Here is a 25,825-nt window from a genome sequence, read left to right as displayed (position 1 = left end):
TAAGAATCGGCTAAGATTGAACTAAGGACCGAACAGGAACTTCGTTGCAAATTTTGGCCGGTTCATGCTAGATCGTATTATCCATTGGAGTATTGGGCACAAGCTCATCATATTTATTTTTATCGCCATTTGGCTGGGATTCGGGATTTTCGCCCTTACCAATTTGCCTATCGGGGCCGTTCCTGACGTCACCAACAATCAGGTGCAAGTCATCACCACTTCCCGAAATCTCGCAACCGAAGATGTGGAAAAATACCTGACCTACCCTGTCGAGCTGGAGATGGCCAATTTGCCAGGGGTGAAAGAAATCCGCTCGGTTTCCAAATTCGGGCTTTCGGTGGTGACGATTGTTTTTGAGGAAGACATGGGGACTTACCTGCCCCGGCAGCTGATTTCAGAGCGCTTGATTATGGCCCAGGAGCGAATCCCCCAGGGATTTGGGACACCTTTTATGGGGCCGATTTCTACTGGATTGGGGGAAATTTACCAATATGTCATCGATGTCAAGCCGGGTTATGAGGACAAGTATTCCATCACGGATCTGCGGACCATTCAGGATTGGGTAGTTCGAAGACAGCTGGCTGGGATCTCCGGAGTAGTAGAAATCAACACCTGGGGAGGATACCTGAAACAATATGAAGTGGCCATCAATCCGGAGCGATTGAAAGGCATGAACATCAATCTCGCTACCGTTTACGAGGTTTTGAGCAAAAACAATTCCGTGGCTGGCGGTAGCTATATCGAAAAAACCAACGAGAGCTTTTTTATCCGGGGGGAAGGATTGGTCAGCAGCCTGGAGGACATCGGCGATATTGTCGTTGAGGTTCGCAACGGTTCTCCAGTTTACATCAGCGACATTGCTGAAGTCCGCTTCGGACATGCCAACCGATTTGGGGCAATCACGGCAAATGGAGAAGGGGAAAAAGTCCTAGGTCAGGTCATGATGCTCAAGGGTGCTGATGGCAAAGGAACGATCGACCGAGTGAAGGAGCGGATTGCAGAAATGGAAAATACCCTGCCTGAAGGAATCGTGATCAACGGCTTTTTGGATAGGTCAGAATTGATCGAACGAACCACTTTTACGATTGCTGAAAACTTGATTCTAGGCTGTTTGATTGTGGTTTTTGTAGTGGTTTTGCTCCTGGGAAATTTCCGATCCGGTTTGGTCGTGGCTTCAGTGATTCCCCTGAGTTTGCTTTTTGCGCTTGCGATGATGTACATCTTCGGAGTGGATGCCAATCTGATGAGTTTGGGAGCGATCGACTTCGGGATCATCATTGATGGTGCAGTGATCATTGTCGAGTTTATAGCTTTCAGATTTACCAAATCCTCGGCTCTTTTTGCAGGACTTTCCCGAAGTGAAAAACAAGCTGAAAAGGACAAAATTACCTTTACAGGAGCGTCCAAAATGATGCATTCCGCCATTTTTGGACAGATCATCATCATTATCGTCTTTATCCCGATTCTTTCTCTTTCAGGAGTTGAGGGAAAAATGTTCCGCCCGATGGCCGAAGTGTTCAGCTTTGCGCTGATCGGCGCGATGATTTTGGGACTGACTTATGTGCCGGTAGTTTCTTCACTTTTTTTGAAATCCGAGGCTCCTGGTCCGAAAAACGTATCAGTTCTTCTGATCAATTTTCTGAATATAATCTACGAACCTGCCATCAATTGGGCATTGAAACATACTAAGGCTGTTCTTGCAGGGGCAGCTGCAATTTTGGTGGGGACGTTTTTACTTTTTTCCACCATGGGATCTGAGTTTGTGCCGACTTTGGATGAGGGGGATTTTGTGATTCAGCCGGTTTTGAAGACCGGGACGACGCTATCCAATACCGTGGAAACCATCACCAAGATGGAGGAAATTCTGATGAAGTTTCCAGAAGTCAATCAGGTGGTAACCCGGATCGGTGCCGCCGAAATACCCACCGATCCGATGTCTATGGAAGAAAGTGACGTGATCGTGACTTTGCATCCGCCTTCGGAATGGACCACGGTGGAAACCAAAGACGAGCTTGCTGAAGAATTCAAAAAAGCCTTGGAAGCGATTCCCGGATTGGATTATGAGTTTACCCAACCCATCGAAATGCGCTTCAATGAGCTGATCACCGGGGTTAGGGCGGATTTGGCGATCAAGGTTTTCGGGGAGGATTTGGAAGTGCTGTTAAAAACAGCTGAAGAAATCGAAGCCGCAATCCAGGGTGTTGAAGGTGCAGCAGACATCATTTTGGAAAAAGTCGATGGACTTCCACAGATGAAAATCGAGTATGACCGGGCTAAAATCGCCAAATATGGATTGAACGTGGAAGACCTGAATCAGGTCGTGACCATGGGATTTGCCGGGATGAGTACAGGGACAGTGTTCGAAGGGGAAAAGCAATTTGATTTGGTAGTCAGATTTGCAGAGCCTTTCCGCAAGGATATTTCCCATCTCGAAAATGCTGCGATTCAGCTTCCGATCGGAGGAAGTGTTCCACTCCACGAATTGGCAAAAATCTCATATACCAAAGGCCCGGCTAAAATCTCCCGTGACAATACACAGCGAAGGGTGGTGATCGGAGTGAATGTCCGAAACCGCGACCTGCAATCCGTGGTGGACGATATCCAGGGAATCGTTGCCAAGATCGATATTCCAGAAGGCTATCGGGTGGATTATGGGGGGCAGTTTGAAAACCTACAACAGGCACGGACCCGATTGATGATTGCAGTGCCGGTGGCTCTGATTCTGATTTTCATTCTCTTGTATTTCGCCTTTTCTTCAGCCAGGGACGCATTTATGATCTACACCGCGATTCCGTTTTCGGCTATCGGTGGGGTTTTGTTGCTCTGGTTTAGGGATATGCCGTTCAGTATTTCTGCCGGAGTGGGATTTATTGCCCTTTTCGGTATTGCCGTACTCAATGGAATCGTGATGATCGAACACTTTAAATCCATGAAAGATAAATTTACTTCTATCCGGGAACTGGTCGTGGTGGGTGCAAAAGAGCGATTGAGACCGGTTTTGCTCACAGCTTCAGCAGCTGCACTTGGTTTTTTGCCGATGGCAGTTTCAGGTTCGGCAGGGGCTGAAGTCCAGCGGCCTTTGGCTACAGTAGTGGTCGGTGGATTGATCTCAGCGACACTGCTTACGCTCGTGGTTTTACCGGTTTTATATGTGCTTTTCAATTCCAAAAAAGCCAGTGGAAGCGGAATCCCAAAAACAGCACTTCTTCTGTTAATGCTTGTGACCGGTTCGGCTTTGCCCGCTTTTTCTCAAACCGAAGTGCAGCAACTTAGCCTAAGTCAGGCACTTCAAATCGCCCAAGAGCAAAATTTGAGTTTGCAGGCAGCCCAAAAAAGCTTGGAATCGGCTTCCGCAAGAAGCCATGCAGGTTGGACAATTGGCAAGACCCAAGTTTATTATGGCTTTGACAAAAACGACATTGCCGAAAACGGAGAGTACAATCGGGTTTGGGGAGTGAGGCAAAGTTTTGATTTCCCCTCGGTTTACTCCGCTCAGAAGAATGTTCTTCAGGCGTCTGAAATGCAGCAGACCGCACAGCTTCAGCTTTCAGCAAGGACCCTCAATAGGGAGGTAAGTGAGGCTTTTGTTACGGCACTTTATTGGAAGGAACTTGAGCAGAATTATAGTTACCTGGACAGTTTGTATGGAGAATTTGCCCGGGCGGCCACCCGCAGGCTGGAGACAGGAGAGTCCAATCTTTTGGAAAAACTCACCGCAGAAAGCAAACTGAGGGAAATCGGCCTGAAAAAAGCTGAAGCCCTCCGGGGTTTTGAAATTTCCAAAAACCAGCTTCGGCAGCTGCTGAATATTGAAGAAGAAATTGAGTTGATTGAAGAAGAAATTTCTTTTGATGCAGAGGTGGATCTGGAAAATCATCCTTCCCTGATGCTTTATGAGTCGGCCTTCCTACAGGCCGAAAGCCAGATGAAAGTAGACCGAAGGACGATGCTACCAGATGTGAATGTAGACCTGTTTCGGGGTACTAATCCCGGAGAAGCAGCCAAAGTTTATCCTGGATTCCAGGCAGGAATTGGGATTCCCCTGTTTTTTGGTTCGCATACTGCTAAAGTCAAGGCCGGGAAATTCCAGCAGGAGCAAATTATGCTCGAATCACAGGCTTTCAAACAAAAACTTCAAACCAACTATTCCAAAATTCAGACTTCACTTGCCCAAAACAAGCAAGTGATTGAGTACTATGAATCGGAAGGAAATATGCTTTCAGTTCAGCTTCGGGATCAGGCCATCCGCTCTTTTAAGGAAGGTGAAATTGATTTTCTCCAATACGTCCAGCTGATCGAAAACTCCCGAAACATCACGCTGCAGTATTTGCAGGCCAAGCTGGATTATCAACTCAACCAATTAGAACTTATTTACCTGAATAACTGATGCGCACATTTCAGTCCAACCTCCTCATTTTTGGCGTTTTTGCCGTGATTCTTGGGTCCCTTTCGGGCTGTGGGAAAAACGTGAGCCTCGCCGTAGAAGGCATAGAAGTCACAAAAGCCCCTGAGGGTTCAACGGAGATTTTCCTTACCCAAACCCAGTTCAACACGATGAAAATGGAATGGGGGAGTCCACATCAGGGGGATTTCTCAAGTGAGGTCAATGTCCAGGGTACGGTGAAGGTGCCCGTGGAAGGAATGCAGGAAATTTCAGCCTACTTCGGTGGTTATGTGAGTGATCTTGAGCTTATAGAAGGTCAATCTGTAAGAAAAGGACAGACTCTTTTCTATCTGGAAAATCCTGAATTCATCCGCTTGCAGCAAGACTACCTGGAGACTACCAGCCAATTGGCCTATCTGAAAGCGGAATACGAGCGTCAGAAGACGCTTTATGGCGAACAGATCTCGGCACAGAAAAACTACCTCAAAGCGGAGGCTGATTACCAGGGTGCGCTTGCCAAAAGTCAAAGTTTGAAAAAGCAACTCAGCCTGATCCATATTGATGCAGAGCAGTTGACCCCGGCAAACATCCGGTCAAAAGTACCCGTGATTTCTCCGATCAGAGGTTTTGTGGAAGAAGTGTTTGTAGCTCCGGGACAGTTTCTTCCAGCGTCCGGAAAGGCGATTTCCTTGCTGAATAAGGAGCATTTGCACATCGAGTTGATTCTGTTTGAAAAAGATGCTACCCGCATTCACATCGGACAGAAAGTGGAGGTTTCCATGCCGGATTCTCCGGGTCAAGTCCTAATGGCTCAGATTCACGTGGTAGGCCAGTCGATCAATGAACAGCGACAAATAAATGTCCATGCGGATTTGGTGGATGAAAAAGAGGTGATCAAGCTGATCCCGGGGATGTTCATTCAGGCAAGAGTTCAGCTGGATCCCCAGGAATCCTGGGCTTTGCCTGAGGATGCCATGATTGAGGTGGATGGGGAATATTTTGTTTTGATCCAAAAGGAAAAGACAGATCAAGGATTTAAGCTGGCCAAAGTGAAAGTAATCCCGGGAGCAAAGAATAAGTCAATGATTGCCATCGAACCTGTGGAAGGACTGGATGAAACGGCTGTGGTGTTGGTAAAAGGCGGGTTTAATTTGCTTTGATTATTTGTCCCTAGAGGTAAGGGGTAAGCAATAAGTGCTGATTGAAACTACTTACGACTTTCCGTTTCCAATATGTATTGGCAAACTCAACCCCCAATTGTCGGTTGAAATGGTTTTGGTAGCCTGAATGGACTTTTTTAAGTGAGAGGGAATTAGTAGGTTGGGGTTCGGCAATAATTAAGTTTGCGGCTATTATTTGGCGACAGTCCAAAGCTTAAACAGTCAGTCAAATCCTACCAGAAACAAAAAATTAATTAGGTGTAATTATGAGTAAAATAATCTTTGACAGTGGAATATCACTTGACGGTTTTTTCGCAGGGGATAATAGAAGTCCTAAAAATCCTATGGGTGGAGTCTCGGGGCAAATTCATTCGTGGATGTTTAAGCAAAAAGCTTTTTGGGAATACTTAGGGATTGAAGGAGGCAAAGAAGACGGAGCTGACGGGAAATTCATCAGGGAGACAATCGCTAGAACGGGTGCTTTCATTATGGGGAAGCGAATGTTTGAGGAAGGCGAAGCCAGTTGGCCAAATGACTTATACAAAGCTGACGTTTTTGTATTAACACATGAAATCCGAGAACCTTGGGTACAGGAAGGAACGACAACTTTTTATTTCATAAACGATGGAATCGAAAGTGCTTTGAACAAGGCAAGACAATCTGCAAAAGGAAAGGACATAAGAATACAAGGTGGTGCAAACACAATTCAACAATTTTTAAACGCAGGACTTGTTGACGAATTTTTTATTCACATTTCTCCAGTTTTTTTAGGAAGCGGTATTCGACTCTTTGACGGCATTGACAAAAATAAATATGCAATTCAGATTGAGGAGGTAATACCATCTGACATGACAACTCATTTAAGATATAAACTGACAAAGAAATAGTGAAAACGACCTGCTAATGCTGGTTTTTCAACTTGAAGGCTGATCTTCAAACGTGGTGCTTTTTGTTTCTTTTAAAGTTTAGTGATTGTTGACAGTAGACTGCTTCGAAATCCGCTTCTTTTCCAACCTCAAATCGTTAAAAAACCACTCCAACTAAGGCTGCAAATCCCATGAAAATCCAGATTCGACAAGAAAACCCCGGGGACTATGAAGCGGTTTTTGAAGTGGTAGAAAAGGCCTTCGCAGCAGAAGAATTTAGCGATCAAACCGAACAGTTCTTGGTAGAACGCCTTCGAAAATCCGATGCCTTCGTTCCCGAACTGTCCTTGGTTGCGGAGCTAGGGGATAAAATCGTTGGTCATATTTTGCTTACCAAACTGAGGCTTGTCAATGACCAAACGAAATTTGAATCTTTGGCTCTTGCCCCTGTGTCGGTTCTTCCAGAATATCAAAGAAAGGGTATTGGCGGAATGCTGATTGAGTATTCCCATCAAAGGGCTAAAGAATTAGGATTTAAATCAGTGGTTGTACTCGGTCACGAAAAGTACTATCCGAAATTTGGATACCAACAAGCTGACCTTTTTGGAATTGAATTGCCGTTTGATGTTCCGAAAGAAAACTGCATGGTCATTGAATTGGTCGAAAATGGATTGACAGGGTTGAAAGGGATGGTGGAATACCCGAAAGAATTTTATGAATAAAAAGGGAGGAATCCACTGCCCTTGACACTATCCCGAAATGTGTTTAAATGAAACTTTGGGCTTCTATTCAAACTCAATGTTTTTCGTACTTTTAGTTAATTGGAATCCAAGATTAGAAATGTCTTCTAAAGGAGCAGAGATTTAATACATCCCCAATTTCCTTCCGCAGAATACCAAAAGGCCAAGTATCTCACACCGATCCTTATTTATGTAACTTTTAACTTTTCAGATCATGGCCGCAAAAGATTCGAATCAAGGCTTGAATAAGTACGGAAACTTGGACCTTGATCTTTTTAAAAAGCATGAAATCGAAAGCCTTATCCAAGAACAAAACAAGCGCTTCCAAGTAATCTGCAGTTCTAAAAACGATGCGATTATCACCTCTGATGAGTCCAAGCGGATTTTATTCTGGAATAAAGGAGCGGAATACATATTTGGCTTTACCTCAGACGAAGCGATTGGTCAACCAATAACCCTGATAATTCCCCATGAATTGCACCACAGCCACAATGAAGGCATGGAAAGAATGAATCAGGGAAAGGAACCTCGAGTGCTTGGAAAAGTACTTGAGTTGAAAGCAGTCAAAAAAGGAGGGGAAGAATTCCCAATCGAACTCACTCTCGGAAGTTGGGATAACGATGGCAAAAGATACTATAGCGGCATAATCAGAGACATTACTGAAAAGAAAAAGGCTGAATTGATCATACTGAACGAAAAGAAAAAATCAGAAGAATTATTGTTGAATATTTTGCCGAAGCAGGTAGCTGAAGAACTCAAAAGCAAAGGAAAAGCGACAACCAAAAGGTATGGGAATGTTAGCATTTTGTTTACCGATTTTAAGGATTTCACGGTAATGGCTTCTTCAATTTCCCAAATAAAACTTGTCAAAGAATTGAATGAGATATTTAGTCACTTTGACGATATCCTGGAATCCTTGCAAATTGAAAAGATAAAGACAATTGGCGATGCATATTTTGCAGCGTGTGGATTGCCGGAAAAAAACACAGATCATGCCCACCGATGTATAGAAGCTGCAAAACATATGTTCAGGTATTTGGAGGTGCGAAATAGAAAAAACAAACTCCAATGGAAGATGCGGGCAGGAATTCATTCGGGTCCTGTGGTAGCTGGAGTGATCAGTAAGAAGAAATTCGCCTATGATCTTTTTGGTGATACTGTAAATATTGCCAGTAGGATGGAATCCAATGGAGAGGTGGGGAAGATTAATATCTCAGAGACAACCTATGAATTAATCAGGGAGAAATATAATTGCATTCCCAGGGGGCAGATTCATGCCAAAGGAATTGGGAATTTGAACATGTATTTTTTAGAATGAAAATTGGCAATTTGGGCTTCTAGGATAGGTTCTCCCACTTTGGAAATGAAAATTCGACAGGAAAACCTCCATCTAGCCCTTTCAAAAAAACTTACTTTTAAAGGATTGATATCCAGTCAGTACTTATTCTTTTTAACTTAAAACCACCACAAAAATAAAACTGAATTTGACCATGGAACTTCTGCCGATTTCAAATTTGCCTGAAGAAAACAGGCAGTTTTTGGAAAATCCCTGGCACAGGGAGATTTGCCAAATGACCCTTGATTTTTACCAACGGGTCGGTTTTAATCCACCTTGGATCGGATATATGGTGATGGAGGATGGGGAGCTGGTAGGAACAGGAGGCTTCAAAGGCAAGCCGGTCAATGGTTCGGTGGAGATTGCCTATGGTACCGAGGAAGCGCATCAGAAAAAAGGAGTCGGAACTGCTATCTGTAGGGAATTGGTGTTGATTGCCATACATGCTGATTCCAGCCTGGAAATCACAGCCTGCACGCTTCCTGAAAAAAACTTTTCCACCCGGATTTTGGAGAAAAACAGGTTTCAATTTGTCGGAACAGTCCAGGACCCCGAAGACGGAGAAGTGTGGAAATGGGTGTATAAAGGCTGATTCAGTGCTGCAATTTCGATGATTTCTCCCATCTTCAACCTGTTAACCTGGCCCCGAACTCATGCGTCTTTTAGCGTTTTTACTTTTGATTCTTCCTTTTTCCCTTTGGGGACAGACCGTTTGCTCTCTGGAAAGCCGGCAGCGGCTTGAGCTCGCTTTGGATGCACTTTCCCGACAGGATCTTTCCGGTAAATCCATCCAGGTATTGACTGTGGAAATCGGGGAAAGTTTCCTCGGAACTCCTTATGTCGAAAAAACTCTGGAATTGCCCGGAGATGAAAAACTGGTTATCAATCTGACCGGTTTGGATTGCACCACTTATCTGGAAACGGTGGTGACTTTGGCCAGAATCGCCAAGTCCGGGAATCTGACTTTTGAGGCATTTGAGCAGGAATTGGAGCGGCTTCGTTATCAGGAAGGAATCAGGATAGACTATTCCTCCAGACTCCATTACTTTTCCGACTGGATTTTTCAAAACCAACAAAAAGGAATCCTCAAGGACATCACAGAGGAAATCGGTGGGTCACTTTACCCCAATCAGCCGACTTTCATGTCCGAGAATCCAAAGTTTTACCACCAGTTGAGCAACTTGGAGTTTTTGGAAGCCATCAAAACGGACGAGGCTGAAATCGCCAAAAGAACTTATCATTTCATCCCCAAAGCTGAGATCGAGACTTTCGAGAAAAACATCCATTCCGGCGACCTGATTGCGATCACCACCTCGATCAAAAACCTGGATATCGTCCATGTCGGTTTTGCGGTGGAGCAGGAGGGAAGGATTCATCTGATGCATGCCGGAACGGGAAACATGCAGGTTGAAATTTCTGAAAAGCCCCTGAGTGATTATTTGGCAGGGAATAAATCCCAGTCGGGAATTATGGTTTGCAGGCTTTTGGAGTAGGTTCCTTTTTGGAAGTCCTTGATTATTTCAGTTTCATTTTTGATCAGCCGGTATCTTAACCAGTAACACCGAGCCATAGGCTGGGATCTTTACTTCCTGATTGAATTCTTCATTTTTGGCGTTTTTGTAGCGGCCAGACATGGGAAGAGTCACTTCCTGATCAGAATAGTTGAATTCAAAAAATATGTATTCAGAAATATTCAACTTTTTGGTCTTGACTTTTGAAACGGTCATGTTGTCAAATATGACCGGAACTGAAGGTTCATTGATTTTGATAACGACACTTTCGCTAGGTGCAGAAACTCTTGCTTTGAGCAGGATTTGGATTCTTTTAGGATCCTTATTGGTGGAGAAATATCGGGTGGTTCCCTCCTGGTTGTCGTCAAAGGTTTTCTCGAGAAATACCTGGACTTCTTTGTTTTCCTCCAGACTTTTTGAGTCAAACTCAATGAGGATTTCATCTCCGGCTTTCACTGCACCAATTTGAATGTAGGCCAGGACATGTTCGCCTGGATTTGGTGTGATCGAAAGGGAGTTTCCTTTGATTCCGTTTGATATCAATTCTGAAATCCCTCCGTAAGTGCCTGCGATTAGATCGATTTTTGATTCAAACGTACTGGATTTGATCGGGCTGCGGGTGATGATTTCGTATGGGCGAAGGTTAAACAGAGGTTTGTGGGAATTTAATTCGTAGCCAAAAGCTTGTCTCCAGCTTTGGAGATTGCGGATTTGTCCGGAGGGGGAATCACTTGCGTCTTTTGAATGAAAAATGAAATCGGTGTTAAGGAGATCCAAAAAGTAATTATTGTCGAGTTGGCCGAATTGTGCGATGTCATTGTCATCGGTGGTGAAAGACATGACCAATTCCCCAACAAATACACTTGAAAGTTGGTTGTTTTCTATAGTAATGTCCCGGATCGGAGTCCCGATCGCATCATGAGAAGCCCGAATTTGGATGGGTACATTATATATCAGATTTTCGTTCAGTTCCAGATTGTTGTTGTTATGTAGGAAGATTCCGCTGCCATTGACTTTATGGATCGTGTTATTATATATTCTGATCCCAGAAGCCATATCATCTGCATAAATGCCGTTGGCTAAATATACTTTTTCTTCATTACCGTCAATATTTCCTATCCCGTTGACAATGATGTTGTTGTGAATCTCCCTGCCTTGATTGTTTTTGGAAATTTGACGGTCTGAGTTGGTGTAGATGCCGCCACCGTCTTGTTTAAAGACACAAAATCCATCAATCAGATTATTTTTTACGATTGTAAAGTCTCCTCCAAAGTGAATGCCGTTGTATCCGGTGTTGATAATGCGGTTTTTTTCAACCACTGAACTATCAGAATCAGAGCCTAAGTATAAGCCTATCCCATTCATATCGCTGGATTGTCCCATACCCTGAAAGGGCATAGTGTTTTCAATCAGGTTGTTTTTGACTGTAATTCTGGGGCTTTTGTTGAAGACAAAAATGCCGTTGCTCAAGCTATTCTTGATTGTGTTTCCAGTTATGGAAAGATCCGGTACTTCCTCCATGAAGATTCCGTTTTCACCGGCAGACTCCAAGATGCAATTTTCTATTTTAAAATTGCCGGACTTCTTCACATAGAATAGGCTTTTGTTACTTCCTTTAAAATGAAGGTTAACAAAAGAAAGGTTTTTCACAAAAGGTTGATTTGTTACCAAGTAATCGTTGGTTGCAAGTTTGATCTTGGCGGCAGCTGGAACTGTTGCCCCAGTGTAAACAGTTATGGTTTTTAAAATGGAATTATAGACCCATTCCCCAAAAGTATCCAATGTATTGACATGATTCTGGATGAAGTACCCGTAGCCAAGTTTAACAGGGTAGGGTGTTTTGATTGTTTGGTAGTTGATGGTGCTTCCGGAGGTGGAAGTGATGGGGTGGCGGTCAATGATCCAGTTGTTCTTTCTGACTACTAGTTCACCGCCTATCCAGTTGTTGCCTTCGGGCTGTCCGTGGAGTGAATTGGGATTGTAAATGCCTTCAATTTTCAGAAACCTCTCATCACTATCTGAATTGGGGTACCTACCTAGCTCTCGGGGTAAATTATCTATTTCAACAATATTGACTTTTGAGCTCCGCAAATTGGGAATTAAGGCTTCAAATTTTCCGCCTCCGAGGGATCTCCAGGTTTGGATTTCTTCCAATGATGTAATCATCGCAGGCGCACCAATGCCATAAGTAGTGTAGACTATAGGGTTTCCGATATCTCCTCCCTTTACAAGATAGATTGTCCCATAGAAAACTTCTCCTGCTGCAAACAAAACCCGATCTCCTGGCTTTAAGCCGCTGGCTATTGCGTTCAATTTGCCGATTGTTTTCCATGGTGTTGCCGGATTTTGAGCCTCTGTATACGGCCTATTATCGTCCCCTAGGCTTGTCGAAAAATAGTAATCGGTACAATGGCCAGCCAGTGGAAAAATTAGGAATGCCAGCAGATGAAGGTGTTTAATCAATTTGATAAAATTCACTTTGTGAAGAACCAACCATGTAATCATTAAAAAATATAACGGTCAATAGGTGAAATCTACTAATTAATCTTTTTCATAGCGAATTTTTAAAAGTAAAAGGTTGTATCTGTTTCAAATATGTTAGACAAATGAAAAACCTTCCAGTTTATGAAAGTCACCATTTCCTCATTTGAGATGAAAGTTCCCTTTAAGTACTTTCCGCGAATTGCCTGGTCGCTCCAAACCATGGGCCAATTGGAGGAGGGTTTTTTGGATCACCCTTAATTCCATGCTTTTGCCCAAAATAGTCTCATTAGGTCCCCCTGATTTGACATTTCAAGGTAAGGTGTGGTGAGTGATGGGTTTTTGTGAGGTTTAAGAAGAGCCTACTTTTCAGGAATTCAAAGATTCAAGGCGAATAATTTAAGCAGTTTAAATTTTAAGAAAAGGTTGTCATGAAGCAACTTCATCCAGAGATTCAGTGGCATGTGCCCTCAACTGGGGAACATGCCGAACTGAATCGAGAATAAATGCTCATTCTAAATTTTCAAATTCTTTCATCTAGACAAAATTAGCCGAGATTACTTTTAGAACTTAATCACTTTTTTGATCACTGCTACGTTGTTGTCTCCTAGGATCTTGAACAAGTAGATGCCCGGAACATATCTGGAAATGTCAAGGGTAACTCGTTTGGTTCCTTCATCCACCTCAATAGTTTCCACCAATCTTCCTCTCATATCGATTACCTGGATTCGAATATTTTCAACTTGGTCGAAATTGAAGAAATGTAGGTTTACGTATCTATTGGTCGGGTTAGGATAGGCCAAAACTATAGGCTGTTCAAAAGAGAAACCTCCTGATCCTGGCCTGACTACCCTTACTGTAGGCCGTGAAGATTCAGCAGTGAGCCCATCTGTATCAAATACCTTAGTTTTAAGTGTATAAGTTCCTACAGGAGGATTGATCCAATTATACTCATATGGCGGTTCGGTGACGATGGCAAAGATCTGCTCGTTATAGAAGAATTCTACGTGCTGGATCCTGTTTTCAGGATCATTTGGCACAGTTTTGATCAGAATATTCTCTCCACGTTGGAAAATCTGTCCATCTATTGGTTCCACCAGATTGATCGTAGGAGGTTGATTTTCCCTCACTTCTATGGTTGGTCTGGAAGACTCGGCGGTGAGTCCTTTAGAATCAAACACCTTCGTTTTCAGCGTATAGGTGCCTGCAGGAGGACTTGCCCAGTTGATCTCATAAGGAGCCTCGGTGACGATGGCAAAAATCTGCTCATTGTAGAAGAACTCAACATGGTCGATTTCGCCTTCGGGATCAACCGGATTGGTTTTGATCAGGACATCTTCCCCGAGTTCGAATATCTGACCGTCGATTGGCTCAATTATTTCAATTGAAGGGGGCAGATTTTCATTGATTACAATATTCACCGGTTGCGACTCTGCCATTTGCCCGATTTCATCGAATACTCTGGCTTTGAGTACATAGTTTCCACCAAGCGGGCTAGGCCAGTTGATTGCGAAAGGAGCCTGCTCCAGAGTTGCCAAAAGTTCGTCGTTGGCGTATAGCTCGACTTTTTGGATTTGACCTTCAGGATCGCTTGGCTCAGCACGTATCACAACATCCTCACCAAGTTCGAATTCCTGACCATCAAGCGGCTCGACAATCGCCACAGTAGGTGGCAGGTTTTCAATGACCGCAATAGTCGGCCTGGCGGACTCAGCGGTGAGTCCTTTGGCGTCAAACACCTTAGTTTTCAACGTGTAGGTTCCTGCAGGAGGATTGATCCAGTTGAATTCATAAGGAGCTTCAGTGACAATGGCAAAGATCTGTTCGTTGTAGAAGAACTCGACATGGTCGATTTCATTTTCGGGATCAATCGGATTGGTTTTTATCAGTACATCATCCCCAAGATTGAATGCCTGACCATCAACAGGTTCAATAATGGTGATGGTAGGAGGTTGATTTTCCTGAACCACGATGCTTATAACTTCTGATTCTGCTGTTTGTCCTATTCCGTCATAAACTTTGGCTATAAGGGCATAGGCTCCGACCGCTGGGCTAATCCAATTGAATTCAAATGGAGCTTGGGCTACAGTTGCCAGGATTACATCATTGGAGAAGAATTCTACTTTTTGGATCTGTCCTTCCGGATCTGAAGGATCTGCAATAATCATCACGTCATCGCCCAAATCAACAACTGTTCCGTCAAGCGGAGCTGAGAGAATAACTATTGGAGGTAGATTTTCCCGAACAACAATTCCCACAGTCGGAGACTCTGCAGATTGACCTTCTTCGTCAAAGACTTTTGCTTTAAGTGTGAAGCTTCCGGCTGGAGGACTGATCCAATTGTATTGGAAAGGAGCAAGATTTACCGTAGCCAAAAGTTCATCATTGGCGTAAAACTCAACTTTTTGGATCTGTCCTTCCGGATCTGAAGGATCAGCAATAATCATCACGTCATCGCCCAAATCAACAACTGTTCCGTCAAGCGGAGCTGAGAGAATAACTGTTGGAGGTAGATTTTCCCGAACAACAATTCCGACAGTCGGAGACTCGGCAGATTGACCTTCTTCGTCAAAGACTTTTGCTTTCAATGTGAAGCTTCCGGCCGGAGGACTGATCCAATTGTATTGGAAAGGAGCAAGATTTACGGTAGCCACAAGTTCATCATTGGCGTAAAACTCGACTTTTTGGATCTGGCCTTCCGGATCTGAAGGATCAGCAATAATCATCACGTCATCGCCCAAATCAACAACTGTTCCGTCAAGCGGAGCTGAGAGGATGACTGTTGGAGGTAGATTTTCCCGAACAACAATTCCGACAGTCGGAGACTCGGCAGATTGACCTTCTTCGTCAAAGACTTTTGCTTTCAATGTGAAGCTTCCGGCTGGAGGACTGATCCAATTGTATTGGAACGGAGCAAGATTTACGGTAGCCAAGAGTTCATCATTGGCGTAAAACTCGACTTTTTGGATTTGGTTCTCAGGATCTGATGGATCAGCGATAATCATTACGTCATTGCCCAAATCAACTATTGTTCCGTCCACAGGTGCAATAAGATCAACCGAAGGCGAAAGGTTTTCAATGACCGCAATAGTCGGCCTGGTGGACTCAGCGGTGAGTCCTTTGGCATCAAACACCTTAGTTTTCAAGGTGTAGGTTCCTGCAGGAGGATTGATCCAGTTGAATTCATAAGGAGCTTCAGTGACAATGGCAAAGATCTGTTCGTTGTAGAAGAACTCGACATGATCGATTTCATTTTCAGGATCAATCGGATTGGTTTTAATCAGAACATCATCCCCAAGATTGAATACCTGACCATCAACCGGTTCGATTATAGTGATGGTAGGTGGTTGATTTTCCTGAACCACGATGCTAACAACTTCTGATTCTGCTGTTTGTCCTATTCCATCATAAACTTTGGCTTTAAGGGCATAGGCTCCGACCGCTGGGCTAATCCAATTGAATTCAAATGGAGCTTGGGCTACAGTTGCCAGGATTACATCATTGGAGAAGAATTCTACCTTTTGGATTTGGCCTTCAGGATCAGTTGGCTCAGCAGATATCATAACCTCTTCACCAAATTGGAAGACCTCCCCATCTGTCGGTTCCACGATGGAAACGGCTGGTGCTTGGTTTTCTTCCTGCACCACAATTACTGGCCGGGAAGATTCGGCAGTTAAACCATAAATATCGAAAACTTTGGTTTTAAGCGTATATGTTCCAGCTGGTGGGCTTACCCAATTAAATTCGTATGGCGCTTCTGTGACGATGGCAAAAATCTGCTCGTTATAGAAGAACTCCACATGGTCGATTTCCCCTTCAAAATCAATCGGGTTGGTTTTGATGAGTACATCATCTCCCAAGGCAAATGTCTTCCCATCTACTGGTTCCACGATGGAAATAGTAGGAGGGTAATTGGAAATGGTTAATTCGACGGTTTCGGAAGTCCCGGTTTGCCCTCCTTCGTCAGTAACCACAGCATAAAGTTGATGAGTGCCGATTGGTATTTTCACCCATTCATAATCATATGGGGTTTCCTGATCAAGTTCTACCAATTCGCCATCGATATAAAACCTGACATGTTTTATTTCATTCTCAGGATCGTATGGGTTCGTTTTCACGAGAATCTTTTGTCCATAACTGTAGTCATATCCATTGTTCGGCTGGCTGATGGAAATCGTCGGTGGAAGATTTACCTCTGAGTCGGGAATCACGTGGACGATGACAGTTTGAGATATCGAACTGTTTCCTCTATTGTCGTAGGCAACTGCATGCAATAGATAGGTACCGGGCTCTACCTCTGAAGGCCAGTTAAATTCGAAAGGATCGGTTTCGATTGATCCGATTAAATTGTCTCCGCTGTAGAATTCAACGCGATCTAGATCATTTTCAGGATCATACACAAATGCCAACAACTTCAACAAAGCTCCTGAACTTATGACAGCTTCTTTAATGGGTTGTTCTAAAACAATAATAGGAGGGAAGTCTGCCTGGGCAGTGTCAACGACATTGATATTGATAGCATCGGATTCGGCAGACAAACCTTCGTGGTCATAAATAATGGTTTTCAAAGAATGAATGCCTGCCGACGCATTGGACCAATTGAAGTTGAAAGGAGCAGTATCCGACGTTCCGATGATGTCGGTTCCTGTATAAAATTCTACTCTGTCAATGTTGTTTTCGGGATCGGTGGGGTCAGTTTGTATTGTAATATCCTGGCCAAACAGCAAATACTGTCCGTCGATTGGATCTGTAATTTGAATATTTGGAGGTAAGTTTGAACTAGGAGGTTCTGTAATATGTATGGTGACAGTTTCAGAACTTCCCGAAGCACCCCCCGTGTCGTAGACAACTGCTCGGATCTCATGGGTATTGAGAACTGAAGGAGACCAAATCAGTTCGTACGGCTGCTGGGTAACGGTACCCAAAAGGATGTTCCCGTCATAGAATTCAACTCTATCGACCGCACCTTCAGGATCATTTGGCAGGGTGCTGATTAAGATATCGATTCCAAGGTCAATTGACTGATTATCTGACGGGGTGACGATTTCGATGGTTGGTGGGAGGTTAGAGGGTTGCCCATTTAATACGATGATCGGGACAATCGCGGATTCAGCAGACCTACCTATGATGTCGTATGCGACTGCCTTCAGATTATAGTTTCCGGCGACGGGCGTCGGCCAATTATATTCGTAAGGCGCCTCATAGATTCTGGCGATCACGCTATCTCCTTGATAAAAGAAAACCTTGTCAAGGAAGCCTGTTGGATCCGTAATGGTTGTGTTTATTAAAACATCGTCATCGCTGTAGAATTCCTCGTTAGGAGACGGTTCGATGATCGAAATTTCAATAGGCGAAGGAGGTAAATCGGCGATATTAAAATTTGTCTTTACCAGCAGGGCTGATCCATAAGGAGGAATAGTTACTTCCTTGTCAAATAATTCGTTCTTGACGTTTCTATAAAGACCAGGCAGAGGAATGGTCACTTCCTGATCGGAGTAATTGTATTCGAAAAACATGTACTCCAAGATATTCAGCTCTTTGGTTGTGACTTTTGAAATTGCCAAACTGTCAAAGATGACAGGATCAGAAGGTTCGTTGATCTTTATCACGATGCTTTCGCTTGGTGCAGAAACCCCGGCTTTAAACAGGATCTGGATTTTTTCAGGTTCCAGACTCGTTGAAAAATATCTGAGAGTTCCTTCCTGGTTATCGTCATAAGTTTTTTCTAGAAACAACTGGATTTCTTTGTTTTCCACCGGGCTTTTTGAGTCAAACTCAAGGAGGATTTCATCTCCAGCCTCTACTGCCCCGATCTGAATATATGTCAATACATGTCCACCAGTATTGGGCGTGATTGAAAGAGATCCTCCGGTAATCCCGTCTGGAATCCAAGAGGAAACGCCACCATAGGTGCCAGCTATAATATCAATATTGGAATCAAAGGTGCTGGATTTGATTGGGTTGCTAGTGATGATTTCGTATTGGTGGAGGTTAAACCGGGGTTTTTTTGAATTCAAGTCGAAACCAAATGCTTCTCTCCAGCTTTGAAGATTGCGGGTTTGGCCTAAAGGGGTATCACCAGCGTCCTTAGACAGTAAAATGAAATCGGTATTATAGGGATCCAAAAAGTAGTTGTTGTCGAGTTGGCCAAATTCTCCAATGTCATAGTCATCGGTGTTGAAAGACAAGGTTAATTCCTCACCAAATACCCTGGACAACTGGTTGTTTTCAATGGTGATATCTCGGATAGGAGTTCCGATTGCATCGTGGGAAGCCAGAATTTGGGTTGTAACATCATAAATCAAATTCTCGGTAAGGTCAAGGTTGTTGTTGTTGTGAAGGAATATCCCATTGGCACTGACTTTATGGATTGTGTTACTATAAATTTTGATCCCTGCCGCCATGTCATCGGCATAAATCCCACTTGCTAAAAGTACTTTTTCCTCGTTCCCGTCCATGTTTCCGATGCCGTTTACGATGATGTTATTGTGAATTTCACGTCCCTCGTTATTTTGTGTGGTCTGACCGTCTGCATTGGTGTAGATACCTCCTCCATCTTGTTTATAGACACAAAAACTATCGATCAGATTGTACCTCACGATGGTAAAATCTCCGCCAAAGTGAATTCCATTGTATCCGGTATTGATGATGCGGTTTTTTTCGATCAGTGAATTGTCAGAATCAGAGCCTATGTAAACCCCAATGCTGTTCAAATCGCTGGATTGCATCATGCCCTGATATGGTCCTGTGTTCAGGATCTCGTTGTTTTGGATGGTAATTCTAGGACTGCCATAAAATACAAATATGCCGCTGTTTAAGCTGTTTCTTATTGTATTTCCAACTATGGAGAGGTCAGGTACTTCTTCCATGTAAACTCCATTTTCACCGGCAGATTCTAGGATGCAATTTTCTATTTTAAAATTGCCTGACTTCTTCACGTAGAATAAGCTTCTGTTACTTCCTTTGAAATGAAGGTTGACAAAGGATAGGTTTTTCACATAAGGTTGGTTGGTTACCAAAAAATCATTGTTGGCTACATTTACTTTGGCAGCAAGTGGTGCCTTGGCCCCAGTATAGACCGTAATAGTTTTTAAATTGGAATTGTAAGCCCATTCCCCAAAAGTATCTAAGGTATTGATGTGATTTTGTATGAAGTAGCCATAGCCATGTTTAGCGTCGTAAGGGGTGTTGACGGTTTCGTAGTTGATCGTGCTGCCGGCAGTAGAAGTGATGGGGTGGCGGTCAATGATCCAGTTGTTTTTTCTTATGACTATTTCACCACCTGTCCAGTCAAATGGATTAGGTTGGCCGTTAAGTGAGTTGGGATTGTTTACGCTTTCAATGTCCAAAAACCGCTGCTCACTTCCTGAATTGGGATAGCTTCCAATCTCTCGGGGTACATTTTCTGCTTCCACTATTTGGACTTTTGAGCTTCCTAAATTGGGTAAAGAGGCTTCATATTTACCTCCACCGAGTGACCTCCAATTTTGGATTTCTTCCAAAGAGGTAATGATCGCAGGCGCGCCGGTGCCATAGGAAGTGTAGACTATAGGGTTACCGGTATCTCCCCCTTTTACGATATTGATGGTCCCATAGAAGATCTCTCCTGCAGCAAACAACACTCGGTCTCCTCCCTTCAGTCCACTGGCTACCGCATTCAATTTGTCGATGGTTTTCCATGGAGTAGCGGGATTTTGTGCCTCAGTAATCGACCGACTGTCATCTCCTATGCTTGTGGAAAAGTAATAGTCCGTGCTGTAGCCTACCAAGGGTAAAAAGAGGCAAAGTAGCAGGAATAAATTGGGGACTAATCTAGTGAATGCAAGTTTTTTGTGAAGCATTGAAAACAAATTGCTTCTTGAATAGAGAGTCTTCATAACCTTATGAATTAGTTTAAATAATTTTCTTTTATGTAAAAATCTTACCGGTTTGTAATTAGAAAAATCCGGTCCTTTGGAAGGGGATACAAATTTGGAATTCAATTTTTCCGCCGCATCCACCTGCTAAACTTTTATTAGTGAATACTTAGGTGATATTAATTAAAAATCCTTCCGATAATTAATAAATATACTGGAAAATGCTTTTTAGATTCATCAAAATGACGAATATTTTTTTTTCGATAAACTAGGTTCAATGGAAGCGAAATCAACAACAGTCCAATTTCCTGATCTTTGATAAAAAGTAATGGATTAGAGTTGATGCTGAAAACAGACAAAAAGAAAGTATTGTAACAGATGAAAGAGCAAGCCGAAAAACTGAAACAATTGATTGCAACAGGGCTGGAATATATCCGCCAAACTGATGAAGAGAATCTAAGCAGGAAACTATCTCCTGAAAAATGGTCAAAAAAGGAAATTCTAGGCCATTTGATTGACTCTGGAATCAATAATCTTCAAAGGTTTACTGAGATCCAAAATGAAACCAAACCTTACAAAATCCGAAAATACAGGCAGGATGATTTGGTCCGAGCCAATGATTACCAGAACGCGGATATTCAGGAATTAGCTGATTTCTGGAAAGCTGTCAATTTTAGGATTATCATGGTAATTCTTCAACAAACGGACAAAACTCTCGCCTTTCCCGTTGATTTGGGGGAGAATGAAATGGTCGATTTGAGTTTTTTGATCAGAGATTATATCGATCATCTGGAACATCATCTCAAACAGATCATGATGCAGAAGAGGTGAAAATTTATTGGCTTTTATGGGAATTTTGGGGAAAAAGGATAATCCGGGTTAAAAATTGGAAATGCTAAAATGACCAAGCGAGGTCATTTTAGCATTTCCAATTTCAAACCGTTTCCGGCTGATTAAAACTCAGGTCTAGCCGGGCCCTGATAAGGTGCTGCTCCGAATTTTTGATTTCTTGGTTCGACCGTTAGGAGCGCTTTATCGGTTACAGTCGGAGCTTCGATAAAACCGTGATATCTCCCCATCCAATAGTCTCTTAGGTATCCGGTGGGTTCCATCACCCGTCTTCCACCCAAGGATCCATCCAAAACGGTTGCATATCTGCTGCCTCTCATTACACTTGATTCCCTTGGCGAAATGGTCTTTAAACCTCCTTCATAAGAGGTAAATCCAACTTCTACGAATAGATCATCCCGGTGAGAGTTTTGGAAACTGTGCTCCACGCAGTCCAAAGTCCAAGCCTGGAGGTGTTTGACGCAATGCTCGTTGTCAAAATCATTGTTGGTATAGGCTCCATAGGCAAAGTTGAACCAAGGAACGTGCTCCATCCGCTTTACTTCAAAGGTTCGCTCCAAACTTCTCAGCAGAAAAGATTTGTACTTGGGATCTGTGGTATAGCGCAGGATGGTGTAATAAGCCTCAAAGGCAAGTTGGTCGTCCCATGGTGCCAAAGTGGATGGAGGGAAAGTGTTTTTCTGGCGAAGTGTGTTGTTTAGATAACCCCAATCCACCAATTGTTGGTATCCTTTTTTGAATTTTTCGTCACCAGATACCGAATAGGCAGTCTGCATGAAAGCCAAGGCTTCCAATCCATTGAGACCCCTGTCACTGTATCCATAAGGTGTAAGAAGGTAATCCGGATCCCAACGTCCCCATCGGGTTGGCTTGCCATCCATGTCGATAATCAAAAACCCGTTGTCATGAATATAAGAGGCAATCCGAGTCAGGTGCTCTTTGGCGAGTTCTTTCTCGTGACCTTCGGCCACCAGATCATGGAAAATTGAAACTGAATAAAAATGGGCAATGATTTCGTCACTGGAAGTATCTCCTTTCCAGTACCATTTTCCGTCCTCGGTTTTGTTCCATTTGGCTGGAAGACCACCTGAGCCATGCTTGGCCAATCCGCTTTTATCCCCTTCGACTGAATAAATGGATCTTGCAACCAAACCGTCAATCGGGGTGATTCTTTCCAGCCAAATCATGGCCTTAAAGGATTCCACTGCTTTCTTTCGGGCTTCTTCATCACCGGTCACCTTGTATTTGTAGCACATTGCCGCCAAGTAGCTAGCCGTATGGTCGCCGTCATTGTCACTGACTTCCCGGGTCCATTCTCCGTCTTTAAGGAAAAGAGTCTGGATAAAACCCAGTCTTTTTTGTCCCCATTCCTCGATATGTCTTTCGTAGAATTCAGCTTTTTTCTGCAGGGTATATTCCTGATATTCAATGATTCCAAGTCCTCCGTCTGTGGCGATAAATACCTTTTTGTCAGCTACTGCAATATCATTCACCTTGTTGCTTGGCAGCCAGTGACTTGCGCCGAAATACTGCCATTCGCCTTTCAGCATTCTTACAGCCCCACGTTCGGTTCCGATCCAGAGATCATTGGCAAATCCTCTGGTGAGGGAGGTGGTGTTTTCAACCGGTAATCCGTCTTTCCCCTGGATAGTTTTTAAGGAAGCTCCCTGTAATTCTGCCAATCCTCTGTCAGTGGAAACATATAGTCTGCTACCAAAACTTTGTAGGTCTCTTGTAGTTTTGGACGGCAATTTTCCCCAATCAATAAAATCTGTGTTGACGATTTTACCATCGAATTGCACCAATTCTCCTGATCGGAGGATATGAAGGGTGCCGGCATAAGATTGAAACCGGGTGATTGGTCCGAGTTTGACAGGTTCTGCATGAAGTTGGGTACCGTCTTCCATCAGCATGGTGATATCACTGTTGTAATATCCGCCTTCTGGTTTAATGGAGACAAATTTGTTGTTTTCCAGCTTGAATATTTCTTCTGAGGTGGCCGCGTATAATTTCCCGTCGTGAAAAGAAAGATCAACGTAGTTCCGGTTGTCTACTTTTTCCCAGGCGTTCGATCCCAATTTGTAAATCCCCTCATTGCCCAAAGCCCAAAGTTCTCCCTGAATCGGGATCAAGCGACTAATTTGAGAAGGAGAGTTTTGGACCTCTTTGAATTTATTGTCCTTGAGTTGGTGGATTTTGCTTTGGATAATGCCGTAGCATTCTTTCTGATAAACCCCGATTCCGGTGATAGGCTGGTCAGTTTGGATTTTATGGGAAACTTCCTGGAGGAAAACCTCATCGGCTACCGGTGTCCAAAACCTTTCAGTTTGGTTTTCCTGGGCAAAAGCCGGGAAAAGAGACATTATAAACAAGGGGAGAAATAAACTTTTGCGGGCAATTTGCCGAAGGAATTGCAACATCATCAGGGTTTGGTTTATTAAAAAGGGTTTGATTTTGATAATTAATACCTGATTATTTCCCCGAAAGGCTAGTGAAAATTTTCGTTTTTTATGAAAGGGGGCATGTTTTGAAATTATCATTAAGCGTAGTCAGTTTTTGCAATTTTCTTGATTTTCGAATGTTTCGGATTTGATTTAAAATCTCTGCCTTGTTTGGTTGGGGAAAATAGTTTTGGCCTGAATGAGGTCAAAAGGAAGGCATTGGACTTACCTGCGCTATTGTTGTTGGGTCAAAAAGTCTAATTTAGATTTTCCCAAAAAATCAAGAGAACTTAATCCATTCACCTTATAAAATCTTAATCCGACGGACACAGGTTTGTCGCTTTTATACCAGCATGAAACACTCCCGCACCTTGGCTATTTTATTCTTGTTGCTTTTTTTCAGCAACTGTTCTTTGAATGCACAGGTTAAGCCTGTTTTTGAAAATGGAGAGGCTCAAATTGTACCTGAACTGAAGGATTCCGCCAATTGGATCCGGCATGATCTCTGGGTAGAAACAGAATTTGATACCGATGGTGACGGCAAAAAAGACCGCATGCATGTGGACGTGACCCGTCCCAGACAAACTGAAACTGAAGGTCTGAAACTACCGGTCGTCTATGCCAGCAGTCCTTACTATGCAGGAACTGCCGGAAATGCTCCGATATTTTGGGATGTAAAGCATGAATTGGGCGCTCCTGCTCCTCTGAGAAATCATACGGAGGTAAAGCGAACAGGAAAGCGTCCGGTCATCTCCAATGACGAAATTATGACTTGGGTTCCCCGCGGGTACATTGTAGTCCACTCTTCCTCTCCGGGCACAGGCCTTTCTCACGGGGCACCAACTGTTGGAGGGGATAACGAATCTTTGGCTCCAAAAGCCGTTATCGAATGGCTAACGGGAAAAGACAATGGCTATACCAAACCAGACGGAAATGAAAAAGTAATGGCCTTCTGGTCCACTGGAAAGGTAGGAATGACAGGAACTTCCTACAACGGTACTTTGCCTCTAGCTGCCGCAACTACAGGAGTGAAAGGCCTCGAAGCGATCATTCCCATTGCTCCAAATACATCCTATTATCATTATTATCGCTCCCATGGTTTGGTTCGCTCCCCGGGAGGCTACCTGGGAGAAGACATCGATGTCTTGTATGATTTTATTCACAGCGGAGAGGAAGCCAAGCGACCCTACAACAACAAAACTGTTCGCGATACTGAAATGGCCCAGGGAATGGATCGGAAAACCGGGGATTACAATGATTTTTGGGCTGGCCGAGATTACCTGAATGACATGGAACCGATGAAGGCCGCCCTTTTGATGTCCCATGGTTTCAACGATTGGAATGTGATGCCCGAGCACAGCTATCGGATTTATGATGCTGCACGTGCCAAAGGTCTTCCTTCGATGATCTATTACCACCAAAACGGTCACGGTGGACCGCCACCTTTTTCGATGATGAACCGCTGGTTTACACGATATCTCCACGGAGTCGAAAATGGGGTGGAAAATGACCCTAGAGCCTGGATCGTCCGTGAGCAGGATGATCGCGCCAAGCCTACGGCATATGCTGATTACCCAAATCCAGCAGCTTCCAATGTCAGCTTTTACCTAAAAGGCGAAGCACCAGCAGCTGGTACATTGGGACTTGAAAAAACGAGCTCAGGCCAAAAGGAAACGCTGGTCGATAATTATTCTTTTCCAGGATCGGCTTTGGCCCAAGCCGATTACACCGAGCATCGCTTGATCTATCTGAGCCCTGTGCTCAAGGAAGCGGTGCATATTTCCGGTATTCCAAAAATCACGGTGAAGTTGGCTTCCAACAAACCGGCGGCAAACCTCTCAGTTTGGTTGGTTTCACTTCCTTGGACCGAAGGAAGAAATGCGAAAATCACCGATAATATCATCACCCGAGGCTGGGCGGATCCACAAAATCATGCTTCCATCCGAAAAGGTGAGCCTTTGGAGCCAGGTAAATTCTACGAGGTAAGTTTTGATTTGCAGCCTGACGATCAGATCATCGCCGCCGGTCAGCAGATCGGACTGATGATTTTCTCCTCAGACAAGGAGTTTACCATTTTGCCTAATCCGGGGACCGAACTGACCATTGATCTGGACGGAACTGTACTGACACTTCCGATCGTGGGAGGGAAAAGCGCTTTGGAAAAGGCTGTGAAATGAAGAGTTGAAGAATTGTAGCGGAGC

At 43.7% G+C, this 25,825-nt stretch carries 12 protein-coding genes; 9 read left to right on the top strand and 3 right to left on the bottom strand.

The genetic code is table 11. The features are described 5' to 3' along the window. The first annotated feature begins 64 nt into the window (after window positions 1-64). From B0E43_RS13825 to B0E43_RS13795, 7 genes are all read left to right on the top strand, one after another. Window positions 65-4,387 carry a CusA/CzcA family heavy metal efflux RND transporter gene (locus B0E43_RS13825; RefSeq protein WP_077350694.1) on the top strand — a complete coding sequence of 1,441 codons (4,323 nt, stop codon included), beginning with the start codon at window positions 65-67 and terminating at the stop codon, window positions 4,385-4,387. Beyond that, a complete protein-coding gene (locus B0E43_RS13820) occupies window positions 4,387-5,544 on the top strand; it encodes an efflux RND transporter periplasmic adaptor subunit (RefSeq protein ID WP_077350692.1) in 1,158 nt (385 codons plus the stop codon). Before B0E43_RS13825 ends, B0E43_RS13820 begins: the two co-directional genes overlap by 1 nt. Window positions 5,545-5,810: 266 nt before the next feature. Continuing rightward, on the top strand, window positions 5,811-6,431 hold the full coding sequence (locus tag B0E43_RS13815) for a dihydrofolate reductase family protein (protein WP_077350690.1): 621 nt from the start codon (window positions 5,811-5,813) through the stop codon (window positions 6,429-6,431). A 170-nt stretch (window positions 6,432-6,601) separates the two neighbouring features. Continuing rightward, entirely contained in the window at window positions 6,602-7,132 is a 531-nt protein-coding gene (locus tag B0E43_RS13810; protein WP_174567132.1) for a GNAT family N-acetyltransferase, read from the top strand. 232 nt (window positions 7,133-7,364) lie between these two features. After that, entirely contained in the window at window positions 7,365-8,468 is a 1,104-nt protein-coding gene (locus B0E43_RS13805) for an adenylate/guanylate cyclase domain-containing protein (protein ID WP_077350688.1), read from the top strand. Between the two features lie 172 nt (window positions 8,469-8,640). Next, window positions 8,641-9,078: a GNAT family N-acetyltransferase gene (locus B0E43_RS13800; protein ID WP_077350686.1), complete on the top strand. Its 438-nt coding sequence runs from the start codon at window positions 8,641-8,643 to the stop codon at window positions 9,076-9,078. Between the two features lie 61 nt (window positions 9,079-9,139). Further along, window positions 9,140-9,979 (top strand): N-acetylmuramoyl-L-alanine amidase-like domain-containing protein, encoded by an 840-nt coding sequence (locus tag B0E43_RS13795; protein ID WP_077350684.1) that lies wholly within the window; start codon window positions 9,140-9,142, stop codon window positions 9,977-9,979. A 33-nt stretch (window positions 9,980-10,012) separates the two neighbouring features. Here B0E43_RS13795 and B0E43_RS13790 read toward each other — a convergent pair whose 3' ends face one another. Both B0E43_RS13790 and B0E43_RS13785 read right to left on the bottom strand, forming a co-directional pair. Then, window positions 10,013-12,310: a right-handed parallel beta-helix repeat-containing protein gene (locus tag B0E43_RS13790; protein WP_168171954.1), complete on the bottom strand. Its 2,298-nt coding sequence runs from the start codon at window positions 12,308-12,310 to the stop codon at window positions 10,013-10,015. Window positions 12,311-13,041: 731 nt separating this feature from the next. Then, on the bottom strand, window positions 13,042-20,355 hold the full coding sequence (locus B0E43_RS13785; RefSeq protein ID WP_139352770.1) for an Ig-like domain-containing protein: 7,314 nt from the start codon (window positions 20,353-20,355) through the stop codon (window positions 13,042-13,044). Between the two features lie 357 nt (window positions 20,356-20,712). On the opposite strand from B0E43_RS13785, the gene B0E43_RS13775 reads away from it, so the two are divergent. Next, window positions 20,713-21,165 (top strand): DinB family protein, encoded by a 453-nt coding sequence (locus B0E43_RS13775; RefSeq protein WP_077350676.1) that lies wholly within the window; start codon window positions 20,713-20,715, stop codon window positions 21,163-21,165. A gap of 122 nt (window positions 21,166-21,287) precedes the next feature. Here the strand turns inward: B0E43_RS13775 and B0E43_RS13770 are convergent, their stop codons facing one another. Continuing rightward, window positions 21,288-23,606, bottom strand: coding sequence for a hypothetical protein (locus tag B0E43_RS13770; protein ID WP_139352769.1), 2,319 nt, complete (start codon window positions 23,604-23,606; stop codon window positions 21,288-21,290). Between the two features lie 371 nt (window positions 23,607-23,977). Here B0E43_RS13770 and B0E43_RS13765 point away from each other — a divergent pair, with 371 nt between their 5' ends. Continuing rightward, window positions 23,978-25,801, top strand: coding sequence for a Xaa-Pro dipeptidyl-peptidase (locus tag B0E43_RS13765; protein ID WP_077350674.1), 1,824 nt, complete (start codon window positions 23,978-23,980; stop codon window positions 25,799-25,801). Window positions 25,802-25,825 lie beyond the last annotated feature (24 nt).

This window comes from Algoriphagus sp. A40 (assembly GCF_002002735.1).
Lineage (GTDB): Bacteria > Bacteroidota > Bacteroidia > Cytophagales > Cyclobacteriaceae > Algoriphagus.
Note: the sequence above shows the minus strand (reverse complement) of the source record. Positions and strands in the feature narration are given on the sequence as shown.

What these genes read in the sequence shown, in the direction of transcription:
- B0E43_RS13825 (WP_077350694.1), top strand. Translation starts at nt 65, where the DNA reads ATGCTAGATCGTATTATCCATTGGAGTATTGGGCACAAGCTCATCATA.
- B0E43_RS13820 (WP_077350692.1), top strand. Translation starts at nt 4,387, where the DNA reads ATGCGCACATTTCAGTCCAACCTCCTCATTTTTGGCGTTTTTGCCGTG.
- B0E43_RS13815 (WP_077350690.1), top strand. Translation starts at nt 5,811, where the DNA reads ATGAGTAAAATAATCTTTGACAGTGGAATATCACTTGACGGTTTTTTC.
- B0E43_RS13810 (WP_174567132.1), top strand. Translation starts at nt 6,602, where the DNA reads ATGAAAATCCAGATTCGACAAGAAAACCCCGGGGACTATGAAGCGGTT.
- B0E43_RS13805 (WP_077350688.1), top strand. Translation starts at nt 7,365, where the DNA reads ATGGCCGCAAAAGATTCGAATCAAGGCTTGAATAAGTACGGAAACTTG.
- B0E43_RS13800 (WP_077350686.1), top strand. Translation starts at nt 8,641, where the DNA reads ATGGAACTTCTGCCGATTTCAAATTTGCCTGAAGAAAACAGGCAGTTT.
- B0E43_RS13795 (WP_077350684.1), top strand. Translation starts at nt 9,140, where the DNA reads ATGCGTCTTTTAGCGTTTTTACTTTTGATTCTTCCTTTTTCCCTTTGG.
- B0E43_RS13785 (WP_139352770.1), bottom strand. Translation starts at nt 20,355, where the DNA reads ATGAAGACTCTCTATTCAAGAAGCAATTTGTTTTCAATGCTTCACAAA.
- B0E43_RS13775 (WP_077350676.1), top strand. Translation starts at nt 20,713, where the DNA reads ATGAAAGAGCAAGCCGAAAAACTGAAACAATTGATTGCAACAGGGCTG.
- B0E43_RS13770 (WP_139352769.1), bottom strand. Translation starts at nt 23,606, where the DNA reads ATGATGTTGCAATTCCTTCGGCAAATTGCCCGCAAAAGTTTATTTCTC.
- B0E43_RS13765 (WP_077350674.1), top strand. Translation starts at nt 23,978, where the DNA reads ATGAAACACTCCCGCACCTTGGCTATTTTATTCTTGTTGCTTTTTTTC.